This is a genomic window from Flavobacterium sp. (assembly GCF_035195345.1).
Classification (GTDB): Bacteria; Bacteroidota; Bacteroidia; order Flavobacteriales; family Flavobacteriaceae; genus Flavobacterium.
This window is the reverse complement of the sequence record NZ_CP136574.1, coordinates 321,816-339,425: the sequence shown is the minus strand read 5'-3', so window position 1 is coordinate 339,425 and position 17,610 is coordinate 321,816. Positions and strand designations below refer to the sequence as shown.

General features: G+C 31.1%; 17 protein-coding genes. 5 read left to right on the top strand and 12 right to left on the bottom strand.

What is annotated here, in order from left to right; genetic code table 11:
* Positions 1-6 precede the first annotated feature (6 nt).
* The 3 genes from RSE15_RS01545 to RSE15_RS01535 all read right to left on the bottom strand — a co-directional run bounded on the left by RSE15_RS01545 (position 7) and on the right by RSE15_RS01535 (position 1,364).
* The gene (locus RSE15_RS01545; RefSeq protein WP_324069234.1) at positions 7-279 is read right to left on the bottom strand and encodes a DUF3817 domain-containing protein; all 273 of its coding nucleotides are present in this window, start codon (positions 277-279) and stop codon (positions 7-9) included.
* Positions 276-884, bottom strand: a complete 609-nt coding sequence (locus tag RSE15_RS01540) for a YqaA family protein (RefSeq protein WP_324069233.1) — start codon at positions 882-884, stop codon at positions 276-278. The genes RSE15_RS01545 and RSE15_RS01540 overlap by 4 nt, the downstream gene beginning before the upstream one ends.
* 111 nt (positions 885-995) lie before the next feature.
* Complete coding sequence (locus RSE15_RS01535) at positions 996-1,364, bottom strand: hypothetical protein (RefSeq protein WP_324069232.1); 369 nt, start codon at positions 1,362-1,364, stop codon at positions 996-998.
* A gap of 193 nt (positions 1,365-1,557) precedes the next feature.
* Here RSE15_RS01535 and RSE15_RS01530 point away from each other — a divergent pair, with 193 nt between their 5' ends.
* Genes RSE15_RS01530 through RSE15_RS01515 form a run of 4 tightly spaced genes read left to right on the top strand, consistent with a single transcriptional unit; the run spans position 1,558 to position 5,085 of the window.
* A complete protein-coding gene (locus RSE15_RS01530; RefSeq protein ID WP_324069231.1) occupies positions 1,558-3,477 on the top strand; it encodes a DUF294 nucleotidyltransferase-like domain-containing protein in 1,920 nt (639 codons plus the stop codon).
* 3 nt (positions 3,478-3,480) lie between these two features.
* Complete coding sequence (locus RSE15_RS01525; RefSeq protein ID WP_324069230.1) at positions 3,481-4,089, top strand: 3'-5' exonuclease; 609 nt, start codon at positions 3,481-3,483, stop codon at positions 4,087-4,089.
* A gap of 10 nt (positions 4,090-4,099) precedes the next feature.
* On the top strand, positions 4,100-4,714 hold the full coding sequence (locus RSE15_RS01520) for a GDSL-type esterase/lipase family protein (protein ID WP_324069229.1): 615 nt from the start codon (positions 4,100-4,102) through the stop codon (positions 4,712-4,714).
* A complete protein-coding gene (locus RSE15_RS01515) occupies positions 4,711-5,085 on the top strand; it encodes a hypothetical protein (RefSeq protein WP_324069228.1) in 375 nt (124 codons plus the stop codon). The genes RSE15_RS01520 and RSE15_RS01515 overlap by 4 nt, the downstream gene beginning before the upstream one ends.
* A 48-nt stretch (positions 5,086-5,133) precedes the next feature.
* Here the strand turns inward: RSE15_RS01515 and acs are convergent, their stop codons facing one another.
* The 9 genes from acs to RSE15_RS01470 form a co-directional block, all read right to left on the bottom strand.
* Positions 5,134-7,041 (bottom strand): acetate--CoA ligase, encoded by a 1,908-nt coding sequence (gene acs, locus RSE15_RS01510; RefSeq protein ID WP_324069227.1) that lies wholly within the window; start codon positions 7,039-7,041, stop codon positions 5,134-5,136.
* Between the two features lie 225 nt (positions 7,042-7,266).
* Positions 7,267-9,162 (bottom strand): acetate--CoA ligase, encoded by a 1,896-nt coding sequence (locus RSE15_RS01505; protein ID WP_324069226.1) that lies wholly within the window; start codon positions 9,160-9,162, stop codon positions 7,267-7,269.
* Positions 9,163-9,271: 109 nt separating this feature from the next.
* Positions 9,272-9,853, bottom strand: a complete 582-nt coding sequence (locus tag RSE15_RS01500) for a DUF3885 domain-containing protein (RefSeq protein ID WP_324069225.1) — start codon at positions 9,851-9,853, stop codon at positions 9,272-9,274.
* Positions 9,854-9,870: 17 nt separating this feature from the next.
* Entirely contained in the window at positions 9,871-10,233 is a 363-nt protein-coding gene (locus RSE15_RS01495; protein WP_324069224.1) for a response regulator transcription factor, read from the bottom strand.
* 6 nt (positions 10,234-10,239) lie between these two features.
* The gene (locus tag RSE15_RS01490) at positions 10,240-12,933 is read right to left on the bottom strand and encodes an ATP-binding protein (RefSeq protein ID WP_324069223.1); all 2,694 of its coding nucleotides are present in this window, start codon (positions 12,931-12,933) and stop codon (positions 10,240-10,242) included.
* Positions 12,934-13,194: 261 nt separating this feature from the next.
* Positions 13,195-13,410, bottom strand: coding sequence for a DUF6814 family protein (locus tag RSE15_RS01485; protein ID WP_324069222.1), 216 nt, complete (start codon positions 13,408-13,410; stop codon positions 13,195-13,197).
* Positions 13,411-13,422: 12 nt separating this feature from the next.
* The gene (locus RSE15_RS01480; RefSeq protein WP_324069221.1) at positions 13,423-14,964 is read right to left on the bottom strand and encodes an MFS transporter; all 1,542 of its coding nucleotides are present in this window, start codon (positions 14,962-14,964) and stop codon (positions 13,423-13,425) included.
* Positions 14,965-14,995: 31 nt separating this feature from the next.
* A complete protein-coding gene (locus RSE15_RS01475; protein WP_324069220.1) occupies positions 14,996-16,234 on the bottom strand; it encodes a DcaP family trimeric outer membrane transporter in 1,239 nt (412 codons plus the stop codon).
* Positions 16,235-16,332: 98 nt separating this feature from the next.
* Positions 16,333-16,752 (bottom strand): IS1/IS1595 family N-terminal zinc-binding domain-containing protein, encoded by a 420-nt coding sequence (locus RSE15_RS01470; protein WP_324069219.1) that lies wholly within the window; start codon positions 16,750-16,752, stop codon positions 16,333-16,335.
* A 244-nt stretch (positions 16,753-16,996) separates the two neighbouring features.
* Between RSE15_RS01470 and RSE15_RS01465 the strand changes: the two genes are divergently transcribed.
* Positions 16,997-17,599, top strand: a complete 603-nt coding sequence (locus RSE15_RS01465; protein ID WP_324069218.1) for a flavin reductase family protein — start codon at positions 16,997-16,999, stop codon at positions 17,597-17,599.
* The last annotated feature ends 11 nt before the right edge of the window (positions 17,600-17,610 follow it).

Genomic DNA, 17,610 nt, shown 5'->3' with positions numbered 1-17,610 from the left:
TTCAATTTATTGTAAATATTTTTTTTCAATATAAAAGGTTCCAAATGGAACAACTGAAGCCAAACAAACAATAGCAAATGTTTTTACATTCCATTTTTGTTCATTTTTAATTAAAATAGCAAAAGCAACATACAATATAAATAATATTCCATGAGCCATACCAATATTTTTTACATAAATTGGGTCACCAGCAATGTATTTCATTGGCATTGCAAAAAACAATAATGCTAGTAACGAAAGGCCTTCTAATAAAGCAATTGAGCGAAATGATTTTATCATGATAAAGCGGCATAAATTACAAATCCATAAATGGCAAACCTAAAAAAGCGAAGTAATCCAAATAAAAAGAAATGTTTTCTTGAATAATTTATCATACCTGCTGCTAAACAAGCAATAGCAAAGGGTAATGGTAACAATGCACCAACAGCAATTAAAAAGCCGCCCCATTTTTGCATATTAATAACATGCTTAGACATTTTACCATACAATTTACGATTAACAGATGGAATAGCTACAATTGCCATACCCATAAAATAGGCTATAACACCTCCTAAATATGATAAAAATGCTAAAATAGATAAGTAGAGTAGAGGACTTTCAGTATTTTTTGTCCAAGCAATAAAAATATCTGGTGGAATAAGTCCTAAAACACTTTCTGAAGCAAGAAAAATACTAAAAATAAAGAAATCGCTAAAATTTTGTGTGATATATATTAATCCTTCGTTAAGGTTTATAACTTTATAATTTACGTAAAAAAGTATTGCAACTATAACTACAGTAGGCAAAATGGCGCTTTTAACACCTTGCCAAATGAAGGAATAAAAGCCTGTATATTTGTAGTATTGGTGTAAAAGTTTTGCTTTAGATTTTTTTTGTTTCGACATGAAATTTAGATTTTGAACAAAATTAGTTAGATTAGGACAATTATAGCGTTAAGAAAAACAAAAAAAATCGGTATTAAGTACCGATTTATATTATGTAAAATAGAAATTAAATTAATGCGCCAAAAAAGCTTTGTTGTATTCTTTTAAATCTAATACATTATTTTTCTTTGTCAAATCTGTGAATAATGAAAGGAAATAATTAAAACTCTCGATATTATTTTCTTCTGAAATAGAAGTCGCAACTGTTCCTTCTTTAGAATCTATTGGTTCATCATCTGGAATACCAATTAAAAAAGCATTATTAGATGCTAAATGTTCGTATGCTAAACGTAAAGCTTTAGTTACAACAGGATTATTTAATTCTAATGAAATTTCTCTAATTTTTTTTAAATCGTCTACAATTTTTGAAACTTCAAATTTATTTTGCAATAAATCTTTCTGGATTTTTTCAATTAATTTAAGGGCTTGTTTATTTTCCATGCTTAGTGTTTAATAAGCAACAAAATTAATCTTTATATAAATCATACACAAACCTTTTTAATAGTTATTTTAACTTCATCAATATTAAACTATATTGAATTATAATATACATTATGTAAAATAGATAATTTAATTAATCCTATTTAGAATACTTGTTTAAATTTGTATCTTCGTATGGTAAATGCACAATGTTATGAAAAACCCTATTGCTGAACGTATCACCGATTTCTTAAAAAACTATCCTCCTTTTTCTAGTTTATCCTATCAAAAATTATTAGATATAGCTAAGAGTTGTCACGTTTTATATTTGGAAAAAAATCAAACCTTGTTTAAAATTAATGATGCAACACATACATTTTTTTATGTCGTGGCGTCTGGAGCTGTTGGATTATCTGTAACATCTGATGCAGATGACATTTTAATTGATAAATGTGATGAAGGTGATATTTTAGGATTACGTCCGTTTTTTGCAAAAAATAATTATTTAATGACTGCAAAGGCACGCGAAGAAAGCATTATATATGCAATTCCGATTGAAATATTTAAACCTCATGTTGCTGAAAACGCAGATGTCTTGAGTTTTTTATTGGAAAGTTTTGCCTCAAATACAAGAAATCCTTATGATAAAAACAATAAAGGAAAATTGATTTCTGAGAATGTTATTTACAATGATCAAAATGCTGAAATTCAATATTATCAGCCTATAAAATACACCGCAAATCCCATCACAGCTTCACCAAGTGATATTGTTCGTTTTGTAGCACAAACTATGTCTAGTAGTAAAATTGGCAGCATGATAATTCATGAAAACAGAAAACCTATTGGGATTGTAACCGATAAAGATTTGCGTTCAAAAATCGCAACCGGACTATTTAGTATCGAAGTAACCATTGACAAGATTATGTCTTCTCCTGTAATTACTGTAGCAGATAATTTATCTATTGCAGAAGCACAAATTATGATGCTTAAAAATAATGTTTCGCATTTGTGTGTAACTAAAGATGGTTCTGTGGACTCTGATATTACAGGAATTATTACTGAGCATGATATTGTTGTAGCGCAAGCAAACAACCCAGGCGTTTTACTTAAACAATGTAAAAGAGCTCAAAAATCAGCCGATTTAAAAGAAGTTAGAGAAAAATTATCTGATTTAATTCAGCATTCACTTGATAAAAATGTACCTATTCAACATATTTCTTCAATTATTGCCGAAATAAATTTAGCCATAACCAGTAGAGCAATTGAATTAGCCATCGATAAAATGGAAAACCCTCCGCCTACTCAGTTTGCTTGGTTAAATATTGGTAGTCAAGGAAGAAAAGAACAGTTATTAATGACCGACCAAGACAATGCAATTGTTTTTGAAGATGTAGCGGAAGATAAATACGATACGGTTAAAAAATATTTTATTGAATTAGCTGAAAATGTAACTAAAACACTTAATAAAGTTGGTTATGCCTATTGTCCTGCAGACATGATGGCAAGTAATCCGCTTTGGTGTAAATCGGTTTCCGATTGGAACAATCAATTTAAAGGATGGATTACAGCGCCTGGAGAAAAAGGTATTTTGATGTGTACCATTTTCTTTGATTATGATTTTGTCTACGGAAATGAAAGTTTAGTTGATGCGATTACTAAAACAATTCATGAAGAAACTAATGATAACCAATTGTTTTTTGCTTATTTAGGAGCTGACGCATTGAAAAACCCGCCTCCATTAGGCTTTTTCCGTCAGTTTTTAGTTGAAAATGATGGAGAACATAAAGATACTTTTGATTTAAAAGGAAGAGCTTTAATGCCTTTGATTGATGCGGCTAGAATTTTATCGTTAAGTAAAGGTATTAAAAACACAGCCAATACGATTTCGAGATATGCTAAATTAGCTGAATTAGAACCTCAAAATGCACCAATTTATGAAGCGTGCGCCGATGCTTTTGCTGAATTATTAAAGTTCAGAACCGAAGAAGGTTTAAAAAACCAATCAGATGGTAGGTATTTGAATTTAAGCGAGTTATCAAAGTTAGATAAAGTAAAACTTAAAAACGATTTCCAGCCTATAAACGATATTCAAGAAGTAATTAAAAATCGTTTTCAATTAACTTATTTCACTTAAAATATGACGTTCAATTGGTTTAAGAAAATAGTTAAAGATCATCCTAAATTTTGGGAAACGTATCTTACACATTTTGATGAAAATCAAGATAAAAAGAAACGTTTTGTAGTATTTGATTGCGAAACTACTGGTTTAGATTACAGAACGGATCGAATTTTATCGATTGGTGCGGTGGCTATCGAAAATAACCAAATAATCGTTGGTGATTTCATGGAAGTTTTTTTGTTACAAGATGTGTTTAAAGCTGAATCAGTGCCTATTCACGGTATTTTAAAAGAAGGTAAAGAGGAGAAAATTGTAGAAGCCGAAGCTATTATTCGATTTTTAGACTTTATCAAAGATGCCACTTTAGTTGGTCATCACGTTGATTTTGACATAGAAATGATTAATCAAGGCTTAGGACGATTAGAAGTTGGAAAACTGAAAAATCAAGCAATGGATACGGATGTTATGTATCAGAAATTGAAATATTTACCACAAGAACAACTCAGTTCTTTAGATGAATTATGTGATATCTATAAAATAAGAAAATCGGACCGACATACAGCAAGTGGCGATGCTTTTATTACGGCATTATTGTTTTTGAAACTTAAGAAAAAATTAGAGATTTAATTTTTGAATGATGCAAAACGATTGGGCGTACTTGGAAAAATATGCAATAGAAAATCAGCTATTACTAAAACTACCAAATAATGGTAACCGAATTGTTTTTATAGGTGATTCTATTACTGAATTTTGGCAACAATATGATTCTGCATTCTTTACTCAAAATAAGTATATTAACAGAGGAATTAGTAGTCAAACCACTTCTCAAATTCAGGAACGTTTTCAAAATGATGTCATTGATTTAGAACCCAAATATGTAATTATTTTAGCAGGAATCAATGATATTGCTGAAAATAACGGTCCAATTTCCATAGAAGAAATCATGAATAATATTGTTTCAATGGTTGAAAAAGCATTAAAAAATAATATTGAAGTAGTTCTTTGCTCAATACTTCCTGCAAGCGACTTTTATTGGAATCCTAAAATAAAACCCATTGAGAAAATCAAACAGTTAAATGTATTAATTGAAGCCTATTGCCTAATTGAAAAAATAAAATTTGTCGACTACTATACTCCAATGGTAGATGAAAATTTTGGTTTAGATAAAAAATTTACTGATGATGGTGTTCATCCAAATTTGAATGGATATTTAAAAATGAAAACTATACTTGAATCTTACTTGAAATTATGAATCGTTTACTAAATTTTGGATTATTAATTACATTTCAATTTTGTTATTTAGAATGGCCTCCAAGTAATTCTATGTTTCTTTTTCACGCAGAATTTGAAATATTTTCAAAAACAGAAAGTCTTTTTCAAAATTTAACGCATCCAATTATTTTATTGGGATTACTCACACAAATAGTGCTTTTAACAGGTGTTTTTTATCAAAAATTAAATAAAAGAGTAAATAATATAGCCGTTTTATTATTATCAATTTTAGTATTATTTTTCTTCTTGATAGGAATTTTAGGCTGGAATTACAAAATAATGGCTTCCACTACTCCATTTTTGATTTTAGCGGGAATTTATTTTACTAGATTAAGATTAAGATTAAAATAAAAAAACTGCTCCATTGCTGAAGCAGTTTTTAACCAATAAAACTAAAAACTAGAGTTTGCCATCTTTAATTTCATCCACTATTTCAGGATTTAATAAAGTGGAGATGTCTCCAAAGTTAGAGAAGTCACCTTCAGCAATCTTTCTTAATATTCTGCGCATGATTTTACCCGAACGTGTTTTTGGTAAACCACTCACAAACTGTATTTTATCTAATTTTGCAATTGGACCTATTTGATCAGAAATCAATTGATTAATCTCTTTTGCAAGATTATTTTTATCACGACTTTCTCCAGTTTCTTTCAGAATTACAAAACCATATAATGCATTTCCTTTGATATCATGTGGGAATCCTACAATTGCACTTTCTGCTACTGCTGGATGTTCATTGATAGCATCTTCAATTGGAGCCGTTCCTAAATTATGTCCAGAAACAATAATAACATCATCTACTCTACCCGTAATTCTATAATACCCTACTTCATCGCGTAAAGCGCCATCTCCTGTGAAATATTTTCCTGGAAAAGCTGTGAAATAAGTTTCTTTATAACGTTGGTGATCACCCCAAATGGTTCTCGCCATGGATGGCCATGGGAATTTAATACACAAAGCTCCCGTAACTTGATTTCCTTCAATTTCATTACGTAATTCATCCATTAAAACTGGCTGAATTCCTGGTAATGGTAATGAAGCATACGTTGGCTTGGTAGGTGTTACAAACGGAATAGGTGAAATCATAATTCCCCCAGTTTCAGTTTGCCACCAAGTGTCTACTAACGGACAGCGCTTTCCTCCTACGTGGTCGTTATACCAGTGCCAAGCTTCTTCGTTAATGGGTTCACCAACAGAACCAATTACTTTTAATGAACTCAATGGATGTTTTTGAACAAAATCTAAACTTTCTTTTGCCAATGCACGAATTGCTGTTGGAGCTGTATAAAACTGAGTAATTTTATGTTTTTCAATCACTTCCCAAAAACGACTAAAGTCTGGATAAGAGGGTACTCCTTCAAAAATCACTGTGGTAGCGCCATTTAAAAGTGGTCCGTATAAAATATAAGAGTGACCTGTAATCCAACCAATATCTGCTGTACACCAATACACATCATTTTCCTCATAATTGAAAACGTTTTTAAAGGTGTAAGCAGTGTAAACCATGTAACCAGCGGTTGAATGTACCATTCCTTTTGGTTTTCCAGTTGAACCCGAAGTATATAAAATAAATAACGGATCTTCGGCATCCATAATTTCAGCAACATTGTTTCCAATAGCGGCATCTAATAGCGGTTGTAACCACAAATCTCTACCTTCTTTCATGGTTACAGCTGTATTGGTTCTTTTTACAACCAAAACAGTTTCAACACATGGACATTTTTCTAACGCTTCATCAACAATTCCTTTTAAATCAATTGATTTATTACCTCTATAACTTCCGTCAGAAGTAATTACCATTTTACATTCACTATCATTAATACGACTAGCAACTGCTGAAGATGAAAAACCAGCAAAAACTACTGAATGTATTGCTCCAATTCGAGCACAAGCCAAAACAGCAACGGCTAATTCTGGAATCATTGGTAAATAAATACAAACTCTATCGCCTTTTTTGATACCTTGTTCTCGCAAAACATTTGCCATTTTAGATACACGAACATATAATTCGTTATAAGAAATATGTTGTGCTGCTTCGCTTGGATCATTTGGTTCAAAAATAATAGCGGTTTTATCGTCTCTTTTTGCTAAATGTCTGTCGATACAGTTTTTAGTGATGTTAACTTTTGCATTTAAAAACCATTTAAAATTAGCTTCTTGCATGTCTACTTCAAAAACTTTATCCCATTTTTGGTACCATACAAAGTTTTCATCAGCAATACGATCCCAGAATTTTCTTGGTTCGCGCACCGACTTCTTATACATTTTAAAGTAGTTTTCTAAATCGTGTATTTTGTAATAACTCATTTTTTAGTTTTTTTTTAATTGATAATGTAAATATAACCAATCTATTTTTTGAATTTCATATTTTTTTGCTAAATTACTATATATGCTATATTTCTGAAAATTAAACACATAGGCACATAGCTTTATGATAAATGAATGTGTAGGCGTTACACTATATTTAGTTAACATAGGAAATCTATAAAAATCAGCGTTTCGATTTATCAAATCCGTTTTATCAGCGTGCCTTTATTTAAAACAACCTATTTTATCATGTTGTAAAACGTCTCGAATTTCATCAATAATTGCTTCATCGTCAATAGTAGAAGGAACTTGAAAGTTTTCACCATCGGCAATGCTACGCATCATTTTTCGAAGTATTTTTCCTGAACGAGTTTTAGGTAAGCGTTGCACCATAACTACATCCCGTAACGATGCAACCGCTCCAATTTGTTCTCTTACTAATTTAACAACTTCGTGTTGTAGTTGGAAATGTTCAATATCTTCTCCCGATTTTGCAACAACCAATGCTAATGGAATTTGGCCTTTTAATTCGTCGTTAATACCAATTACAGCACATTCTGCAACCGAGTGATGTGAGGCTACAATTTCTTCCATTTCAGCGGTTGAAAGGCGGTGACCAGCAACGTTTATGACGTCATCTACTCTACCTGTGATGAAAATATAATCTTCCTCGTCTTTAAATCCGCCATCACCAGAGAAATAATACCCTGGAAATTTATTCAAATATCCTGATTTAAAACGTTCATTATCTTTCCATAAATCCAATAAAGTTCCGGGAGGCAAAGGTAATTTGATAACTACATAACCTTCTTCATTTGGACCTAATTCTTGTCCATTTTCTCCAAAAATTCGGATATCATAACCTGTCACAGCTTTTCCAGCAGAACCTGGTTTTATAGGCAAATACTCCACTCCCATCATATTAGCAATCATTGGCCAACCCGATTCTGTTTGCCACCAATGGTCGATTGCTGGAACGGGTATATGTTCGCGATACCATTCTAAAGTAGCTACATCACAACGTTCTCCTGCTAAGAATTGAATTCGTAAACACGATAAATCATATTGTTTGATGAATTCGCCATTTGGATCTTCTTTTTTAATAGCTCTAATGGCAGTTGGTGCGGTAAACATCACGCTAACTTTGTGTTCGGCAATTACGCGCCAAAAAGTACTTGCATCTGGTGTACGAATTGGTTTTCCTTCAAAAAGAATGGTTGTATTGCGATTAATTAAAGGTCCGTAAACAATATAACTATGTCCTACCACCCAACCCACATCGGAAGCAGCCCAAAACACTTCACCTTCTTTTGCATCGTAAATATGTTGCATTGAAAATTTAAGTGCCGTAACATAACCTCCTGTATCTCTGACAATTCCTTTTGGTTTTCCAGTTGTTCCAGAAGTGTATAAAATATACAAAGGATGAGCTGAATTTACCGAAACACAAGCTGCTTCTTCTGAGCCATAAACCAGAGCATCGTAATCAACATCATATTTTTTAAAAGGAACTCTTGCTCCTAATTTTCTATTGAAAACTACAACCTTTTCAGGTTTGTGATGGGCTAATTCGATAGCTTCGTCAACTAAAGGTTTGTAAGCAATTAATCGGTCGATTTCAATTCCTGAAGAAGCGGTAATAATGGCTTTAGGCTCGCAATCGTCAATACGAATAGCTAATTCATGCGGTGCAAACCCTCCAAAAACTACCGAATGCGTTACTCCTATTCGAGCACAAGCTAACATAGCAAAAGCGGCTTGAGGAATCATTGGCATATAAATTACAGCGGTATCGCCTTTTTCTAATCCCAATGAAAGTAAACCACCAGCTAATTTTGCAACTTCGGTTTTAACTTCGTTAAATGTATACTTTTTTACAGTTTGTGTAACGGGTGAGTCATAAATAATAGCAACTTGTTCTCCAAAGCCATCTTCTATGTGTTTATCTATTGCTAAGTAACAAGCATTAAGTTCTCCGTCTGCAAACCATAATGGGTAATCATTCGAATCGTTAGATAAAATTGTACTTGGATTTGAAAACCACGCAATGTTTTGAGATTGTTCTTTCCAGAAGTCTATTGCTGATTCGTTACTTTTTTTATAAAATTCGTAATAATTCATTTGAATATTTCGGTTTGTGTTATTTTTTCTTTAGTAAATTTAAAGAATAAAATAATGCCAAATGAATTAATATTGCTAAATAGGTATAGATTGTTTAGCGTTTAAAGAATTACAATTTATCAATACGTTTTGAAATCCAATTTTTATATTTTTTTGTAAGTATAGCTTTATCAGTTTCTGATTTTAAGATAATATCAATTCCTCCATCATAAGGAGCTACTATAATTTTACTATCTAATGAAATAAAAAAAAACCTTGAAATATCGTTAACAATTTCTTTCAAAATTTCATTGTATGAAATTAAATTCCAACATTTTCTACTTACAAAGACTTCTAATATTGCATCATTATCAAAGTCATTAGGAAAATACATTTCTAATTTAAATGAGCAACTTTTTTTAAAATTTAATTCAGGGTGAAAATTTAATAATTCAAATTTTTCATCATTATGAGTTATATTAGTATGAACTAAATAGATTTCTTCGTTTTCATTATAAATTTCAGAAAATATTTGATTATATCTTTGCAATATAATATTCATCTCAATATCGCTTTCAGGATATCTTTTCGAATCTGGTAAGCTATGAAATCTTAGCCATCTTTCATGATAAACTTCTTTAAAAAGGTAGCTTAATGGGATAGTTTGGTTAAAATTACTATTCCAAAACTTTTTAAATTCTACTTCGATCATTTTAACTATGAATTTAGTTAATTCAACAACTCCTCCACTTGCTCCACTACTTTCTTAATCGAAAACGGCTTCGTCATGTAAGCATCGGCGCCTAGAGCTAATCCTTTTTCAATATCGCTTTCTTTGTTTTTTGCGGATAAGAATAAAACTTTGGTATGTTGTAAATTAGCGTGTTTTCTAATTTGTTCTAAAGTAGCAAAACCATCAACCATAGGCATCATAATATCTAAAATAATCACATCGGGGAAATTAGTTTTTAAAATGTCTAATGCTTCTTGTCCGTCACGTGCTATAAAAACTTCGTAATTGCTTTTTTTGAAGGTATATTCGAGCGTCATTACGATGTTTGGTTCGTCGTCTACAATTAAAATCTTCTTCATCTTCTTTTAAATTTCAATATTTTTTACTGGTAAAGTGAATACAATACAAGCACCTTTTATACTTGATTCTACCCAAATTTTACCTTTATGATGTTCTATAATTTGTTTGCAAATAGCCAATCCTAATCCGCTACCAACAGGTTTTTTAAAATTCTGATTGGAAGCTTGATAAAATTTGTCAAATATAATGTCAAAATCGTTAGGATTGATACCTTTTCCGTTATCTTGAACAGAAGTTATCACAAAATCATCTTCTTTTTTTACTTGAATGGTAATTAAACCTTCACTTTCAGGACAAAATTTAATGGCATTAGAAAGCAAATTTGTAACCACTTGAATGATTCGATCTTCATCGTAAAACGCAAAAAGAGTGTCTTTACTTTCTACATAAATACTGATTTTCTTGTTTTTAATCAATTGTTGTAAAGGTTCAATCGAATGTTCAATAGTTTCAATTAGGTTATTTTCTGTAGGATGAATGGTTTGTTTTCCTGTTTCAAATTTTTCTAAATCTAAAATCTTATCAATCAAACGATTCAATCGATCAGATTCTGAAATAATATTTTGCAAAAACTGTTTTTTTAATTCTTCTGGAATTTCGTCGTCATCATGCAAAATTTCACTTGCTGCCCGAATAGCGGTAATTGGTGTACGAAGTTCGTGCGTTACGGTATCTAAAAATTCATCTTTCTGAACATCTTTTCGAATCAACGTTTCGTTTGCTTTTTGTAATTCGGAGGTAATTTTTTGAAGTTGATTTGAAGTTTCAGTCAATTTTTTGTTAATAGTGATATTTTCTTTCGATTCTTCTAATATTTTCAAAACTTCAGGCAATGTAATTTTCTCTTCTTTTACAACACTTGAAATTAAAATTCGAGCAGAAGCCGTTCCGATGTGTCCAGTAAGTAAATTTTCAGCAAATTTTACCAATCTCGCATCAGCTAGTTCTTGATTTTTATCAACATTGTATTTCACGTTGAAAATATTCATGGCGCGTTTTGTTCGTTCTTCTCCTAAAAATCGAATCAATACTTTTTCAATATCTCTTGTGTATGCAGTTCCTTTCCAAACAAAAGCATTTTCGTGATTGGTGCTGTATTTGTCAATATCTACATACATTTCAGCATAATTACGTTCACGATAATTTCCCTTAAAACTAACCGAAACCGCAAAATAGGTTAAAGTATTAAACAACATACTCCAAAATAAAGCATGAGGCACAGGTTGCAAGTAATCTAATCCGAAAAGCTGAAAGGGTTTTAACAAGCCTATTTTCATAAAACCTTCAGCAATAAAAGAACTTTCGCCGTTAGTCAATCCTATAGTATAAGGCAAAAGTAAAGTATAAATACAGATTAAAAAGCCAATCAAAATTCCATAGATTGCCCCCATTCTTGACCCTCTTCTCCAAAAAATGGCTCCAAAAAATGCTGGCGCTAATTGAGCAATTATTACAAAAGAAATTAAACCGATAGAAACTAAATTATAATCTAATGCAAAGAATCGGTAAATGAAATACGCCCCAATAATTAATGAAAAAATGCCTATTTTACGAATGTTGACAATTTTTTTATTGTTGATGATTTGTTCTTCATTTCTTAATTTTCCTAAAAACGAATAGGGAATTAACAAATTGTTACTCAGCATAGTAGATAAACTGATACTTGAAACTACAATCATAGAAATTGCTGCTGAAAATCCACCTAGAAAAACCAAAACAGTCAAAGTTTTGTTATCAAAAAATTGAGGAATTAACAGCGAATAGGTGTCGGCGTTGACATTTTTACCTTCAAATAACACATTTCCACCCCAAGCGATTGGATATACAAATAAATTGAAAAGTAAAAGATAAAGAGGAAACAACCAAATAGCAGTCTTAATATGGCGTTCTCTGTTATTTTCAACAATTGCCATTTGAAATTGACGTGGCAATAAAAAAATCGCAAATAAAGAAACCATACTAAGGAAAAACCAATTTAAACCTTGTTCTAAACCTCCAATGGTATTTTTTTCTTTAAAGTTATCTAACAACGAAGCTTGGGCATAAATATCATCATAACCATCAAACACAAAGAAAGTTACATAAATTCCAATAATTAAAAAGAAAACTAATTTCAATATACTTTCTAAAGCAACTGCGGTAACAATTCCTTTTCTTTTTTCCGAAGCATCCACATAGCGTGTTCCATAATATGAGGCAAAAAGAGCTAAAGCCACAGCAACATAGGTAGTTGTATCATCAAAAATATAGGAACTTAAGTTGGTTTTAGTAACAATATGAAACGTTTCAGAAATAGCTTTCAATTGGAGTGCTATATAAGGTAAAATTCCAACCAAACAAACTACAGTAACAATTGCTCCTAAAAAACGGCTGTTACCATAACGAAGCGAAATAAAATCAGCAATACTTGAAATTTTATTCACACGAGAAATGCGAATAATTTTCTTTAAAATGATAATCCAAGCTGGAATAATAATAATGGGACCGATGTAAATAGGCAAATAGCTAAGTCCTGAATTGGCGGCCACTCCTATACTTCCATAATACGTCCAAGCCGTACAATACACAGCTAATGATAAAGAATAGATGTACGAATTATTAGTCCATTTAACATTTTCTTTTTTTTCTGCCCAATGTGCAATAAAAAAAAGAATACCTAAATACCCTAATAAAATAAGTAATAAAACAGCACTATTCATAATAACGTTGTACTACAATCCAAGACATTAATACGGAAAATAACCAAGCTGAAAAGATATAAATATAAATGATAGGAAAACCTAAAAAACTTTCAGAACTATCAAATAACAGTACTATTGGCAAGTTAAGTGCCAAAAGCAATAGCAATGACAAAACCACTAATTTTTGTTGATGTCTTTTTTTCATTTTTATATCCATTTATAAAACCCAAAAGCTCTTATGTAAAATAAGAGCTTCTAAGTTAAGTATATTTTTTTTAATTAATCTTCATATTCATCAGTAATTGCATACCAACCAAAAATAGTTAATCCGGTAACAATCATAGGTAAAAGTATAAAGAAAATAATAATTCCAAAAACTAAATCATCTTGTTTTCCAGAAGTTAATTTACCTCCAAAAATTCCAATCGAAAAATAAGCTATTGCAATTGCAAGTACTATCCATACGATTCCTAAATATTTTTTTATTGTGTTCATGATTATTGTTTTTTAGTCGTGAAGTGTGTTAATTTTTCTATCAATATATATCATTCCAATTACAAAGCAAATTGCAGCAATTCCAATTGGATACCAAAGTCCTTCTAAATAAAACTCTACATCACCTGCTTCTTTAGAAGTGGTAACAAAATAAGTTGAAATTGCAGGCAGTAATCCACCAAAGATACCATTTCCTACGTGATAAGGTAACGACATTGAGGTATATCTAATTTTAACAGGGAACATTTCTACTAAGAAAGCAGCAATTGGACCATAAACCATAGTTACAAAAATCACCTGAATAAAAACCATTAATACTAAGAACCAACGGTCGCTATTATTAATCATTTTAGTAACTTTTGTTTCTATTTTGTCTTTTCCTTTATCATCTACCATAACTTTTCCGCTTTCAAAATGGATTGTTTTGATTTCTTCTAAAGTTGTTCCATCGGTATATACTTTTGTAGTAGTATAGATAGAATCCGTTTTAGTAGCATCAATTTCTTTTAGAGAAGGAACTACCTTAGTTTGATTAACTATTTCTGTTTTTAAAGTTAAATCTGTTGAAGCATACATGGCTCTATAAATTGGGCGATAGGCTAAAATGGCAATCAACATACCACTCATCATGATCACTTTTCTTCCAACTTTATCACTCAACCAACCAAAGAATACGAAGAATGGCGTTCCTAATAAGAGTGCAATACCTAATAGAGTATCTACTTGAGAAGATTCTATACTTTGTACAGTTTTTAAGAAGTTCATGGCATAAAATTGACCAGTATACCAAACAACTCCTTGTCCCATAGTTGCACCAAATAATGCTAAAAGAACAAATTTCAAATTGAATTTATTTCCAAAACTTTCTTTTAATGGATTAGTCGATGTTTTTCCTTCTTCTTTTGCTTTTGCAAATACAGGAGATTCGTGCATGTTTTTACGAATCAAGAAAGAAATATAAACCATTACAATTGAAACCCAAAATGGAACTCTCCATCCCCAATCATCAAAAGCTTCTTTTGACATTACTCCTTTAGTAATTAAAATTACCATTAACGAAATAAACAAACCAACTGTTGCAGTAGTTTGAATCCAAGAGGTCCAATATCCTTTTTCGTTTTTTGGAGCATGCTCAGCTACATAAGTTGCCGCACCTCCATATTCACCTCCAAGAGCTAAACCTTGAAGTAAACGTAGAATCAAAACTAAAACTGGAGCAGCGTACCCAATAGTTTCAAAACTTGGAATACATCCAATTATAAAAGTAGCTCCCCCCATTAACATTAAAGTTACCATGAAAGTATACTTTCTTCCAATTAAATCGCCTAATCTACCAAAGAAAAGGGCTCCAAACGGACGAACTACAAAACCAGCTGCAAATGTTGCTAACGTTGATAAAAATGCTGCTGTTGGATTGTCAGAAGGGAAAAATTTAGTAGATAAAACTACGGCTAAACTACCGAAGATGTAGAAATCGTACCACTCAATCATTGTTCCCATAGAGGAAGCTGAAATAACTTTCCAGATTCCTTTTGATGATTTATTTTCGCTCATAATTTAAATATATTTAATTGTTATTGTTTGATTAAAATGAATAGACACAAGAAACCATTGCTCTAAAATTTCCTACTTTGTTTTCAGCACCAGAAATAGATAAATCACTTTGTGTGGTTCCATGAGTAGCTGCGGTATACTCTATTTCTGGAGTAAGTCTAAATTTATTTTGTTTAAAATCAATTCTAGCAGAAGCTCTCCACATGTCTTTTACACCTCTTGAGGCATTAATTCCTCTTGCATAAATATTTAATGCTGTTGAATTTGATGAAGTACCTTCTTGGTTAGTATATCCAAAGAAAAAACCAGGTGCTGTTTTTTTATTATTACTAGCAATATCTAACCAAAACGAATTAGTTCTTATTCCTTCATATGTAACAGGATTGGCTCCATTAGCATAGCTAGCATAACCTCCTAACATAACTAAATGATGTAGATTTTCACCTGTAATTCCATAAACTTTAACATGAAATTTATCATTATTGTATTTTAAATAAGCTAAAAATGAAGTTGAATTTAAACTTTCATCAGAATTTAATCCATTAGATTCTATGAGTGGTTTATTTGGATATAATTCAGCACCAAATCCTGCTAAAATTGATTTATTTCTAAATTCAATTTTACCATGCATTGCAGGTAATACACTATTATAAACAGGTGAATTATTATTTCCATCAGCAGAAAAAGCTCCAAACTCTCGATCTTTATATGCAATAAAAGAAAATCTAAATTTATCATTTAATTTTTGATCGATTCTGAATTGAGTTGCCCATCCAAAAGGATTAAAAGGAATTCCAGTAGAAAAATTTGCTACACCAGGGAACACCTCAGGAATAAATGTTGGGTACCATGTTTGACCAAATGTTAAAGATGATTTTTCCCAATCTAACTTGGCATAGGCATGACGTAGTCTAAATAACGCAATAGATTGTTGTGTATTTCCAAAGAAATCTCCTTCAATAACTCCTGATACTTTAGCACCCCACACATCGGGACCAGATGCTTTTACACCTAATCTCGAAACTACTGATAAAAAATTCGATGCTCCAGAAGCATTAATATCATCATTATTAGCATCTAGTTTTTCGTCCAATGGCCATAAGTTTAAATGATACTCTCTTACTTGAGCTGATTGTCTGGTATCCCAGATATAATCAACTCTAGCAAAACCATAAAGATCAACCTTATATGGCTTTTCTTGTGGTTTATCCTCTTGTGAAAAGGAAATCGCTGAAAATAAAAATCCAGCAACAATTAATACTTTTTTCATAATTTAAGTTTTGGTTAGTATTGCATTTCTGCTTGACCAAATTCTAAAATTATGTTAATGAAAAAAATTACAATATATAATTTTGTAAAGCAATATAGTTAATCCTTAAAACGCTCCCATTTAATAAGCATAAACTTATCCCCTAGCTCAGTAATAATCATACCCGCTCCCGATAATCTATCTTTGTTTTGAAGGTATTCAACTAACTCATTATGCTTAAAAATCTTATAAGTAGGGTGATAATTTGGATGCGGTGGCTTTTTTATTTTAAACTCCTTTACCCAATTACTAATGGATACGTGTGAAACCCCAATAATACGCTCTATTTCTCTAAAACTCAACCCTTCTAAATACAATTGCAAGGCTTTAGTTACATAGTAATCATCGATCTTTTTACCTAATTTATTGACAGTGAAGTAATAATTACAAGATTTGCACAAATACCTTTGTCTGTCTTTGATTACACCACTTTTAACAATTGAATCACTTTGGCATTTGGGACACGCTAAAATTTCCATATATATAATTTTTGCATAAATATACTAATTTTGCAAAATATACAAAAATATTGTTCGTAATTTTTCAATTATTATTTTTTACATATCGTAATTATTTATAATAAAAATTACACATAATGCAATAATTATCAAATAGTAGCCTTTTCAGGTTTTCAAAATGTTAATAAAAATATACAACTTTATCAAAAAATTATAGTTACGACTTTAAAATTATTTACTTAATTTGTACAAACAACACACAAATATGCAATTCGATATTCAACATACCGAATCTTCCGCTTTATACAAGCTTTTAACAGGCACTGTAATCCCAAGACCTATTGGTTGGATTTCTACTATTGATGCAAATGGAATTAACAACCTTGCTCCTTTTTCTTTTTTTAATGTGGTGAGCGAAGATCCACCTCATGTTATGTTTTCAACCGTAAGAACAGGCAATAAAAACAAAGACACCTTAAACAATATACTTTACAACAATCAATTCGTTGTTAATTTGGTCACTGAAGATACAGTTGAACAAATGAATTCTACGTCTCAGTCTGTAGCTGCTGATATTGATGAATTTGAATTGGCAAATGTAACACCAATAGATTCAATATATATTCAACCTAAACGTGTTAAAGAAAGTTTAGTTCATTTTGAATGTGAAATGGTACATAACTATTTCATTGAAAATCATCAAAATGGTGGTGCTTGCATTATCATCGGGAAAATTATTACGATGCATATTGACGATTCTATTTTAATGGAAAATCACAGAATTAATTTAGAAACATACAAGCCTGTGGCACGTTTAGCAGGTTCGAATTACAGTAAACTAGGAGAAATATTCTCAATTAAAAGATAATAAAAACAATA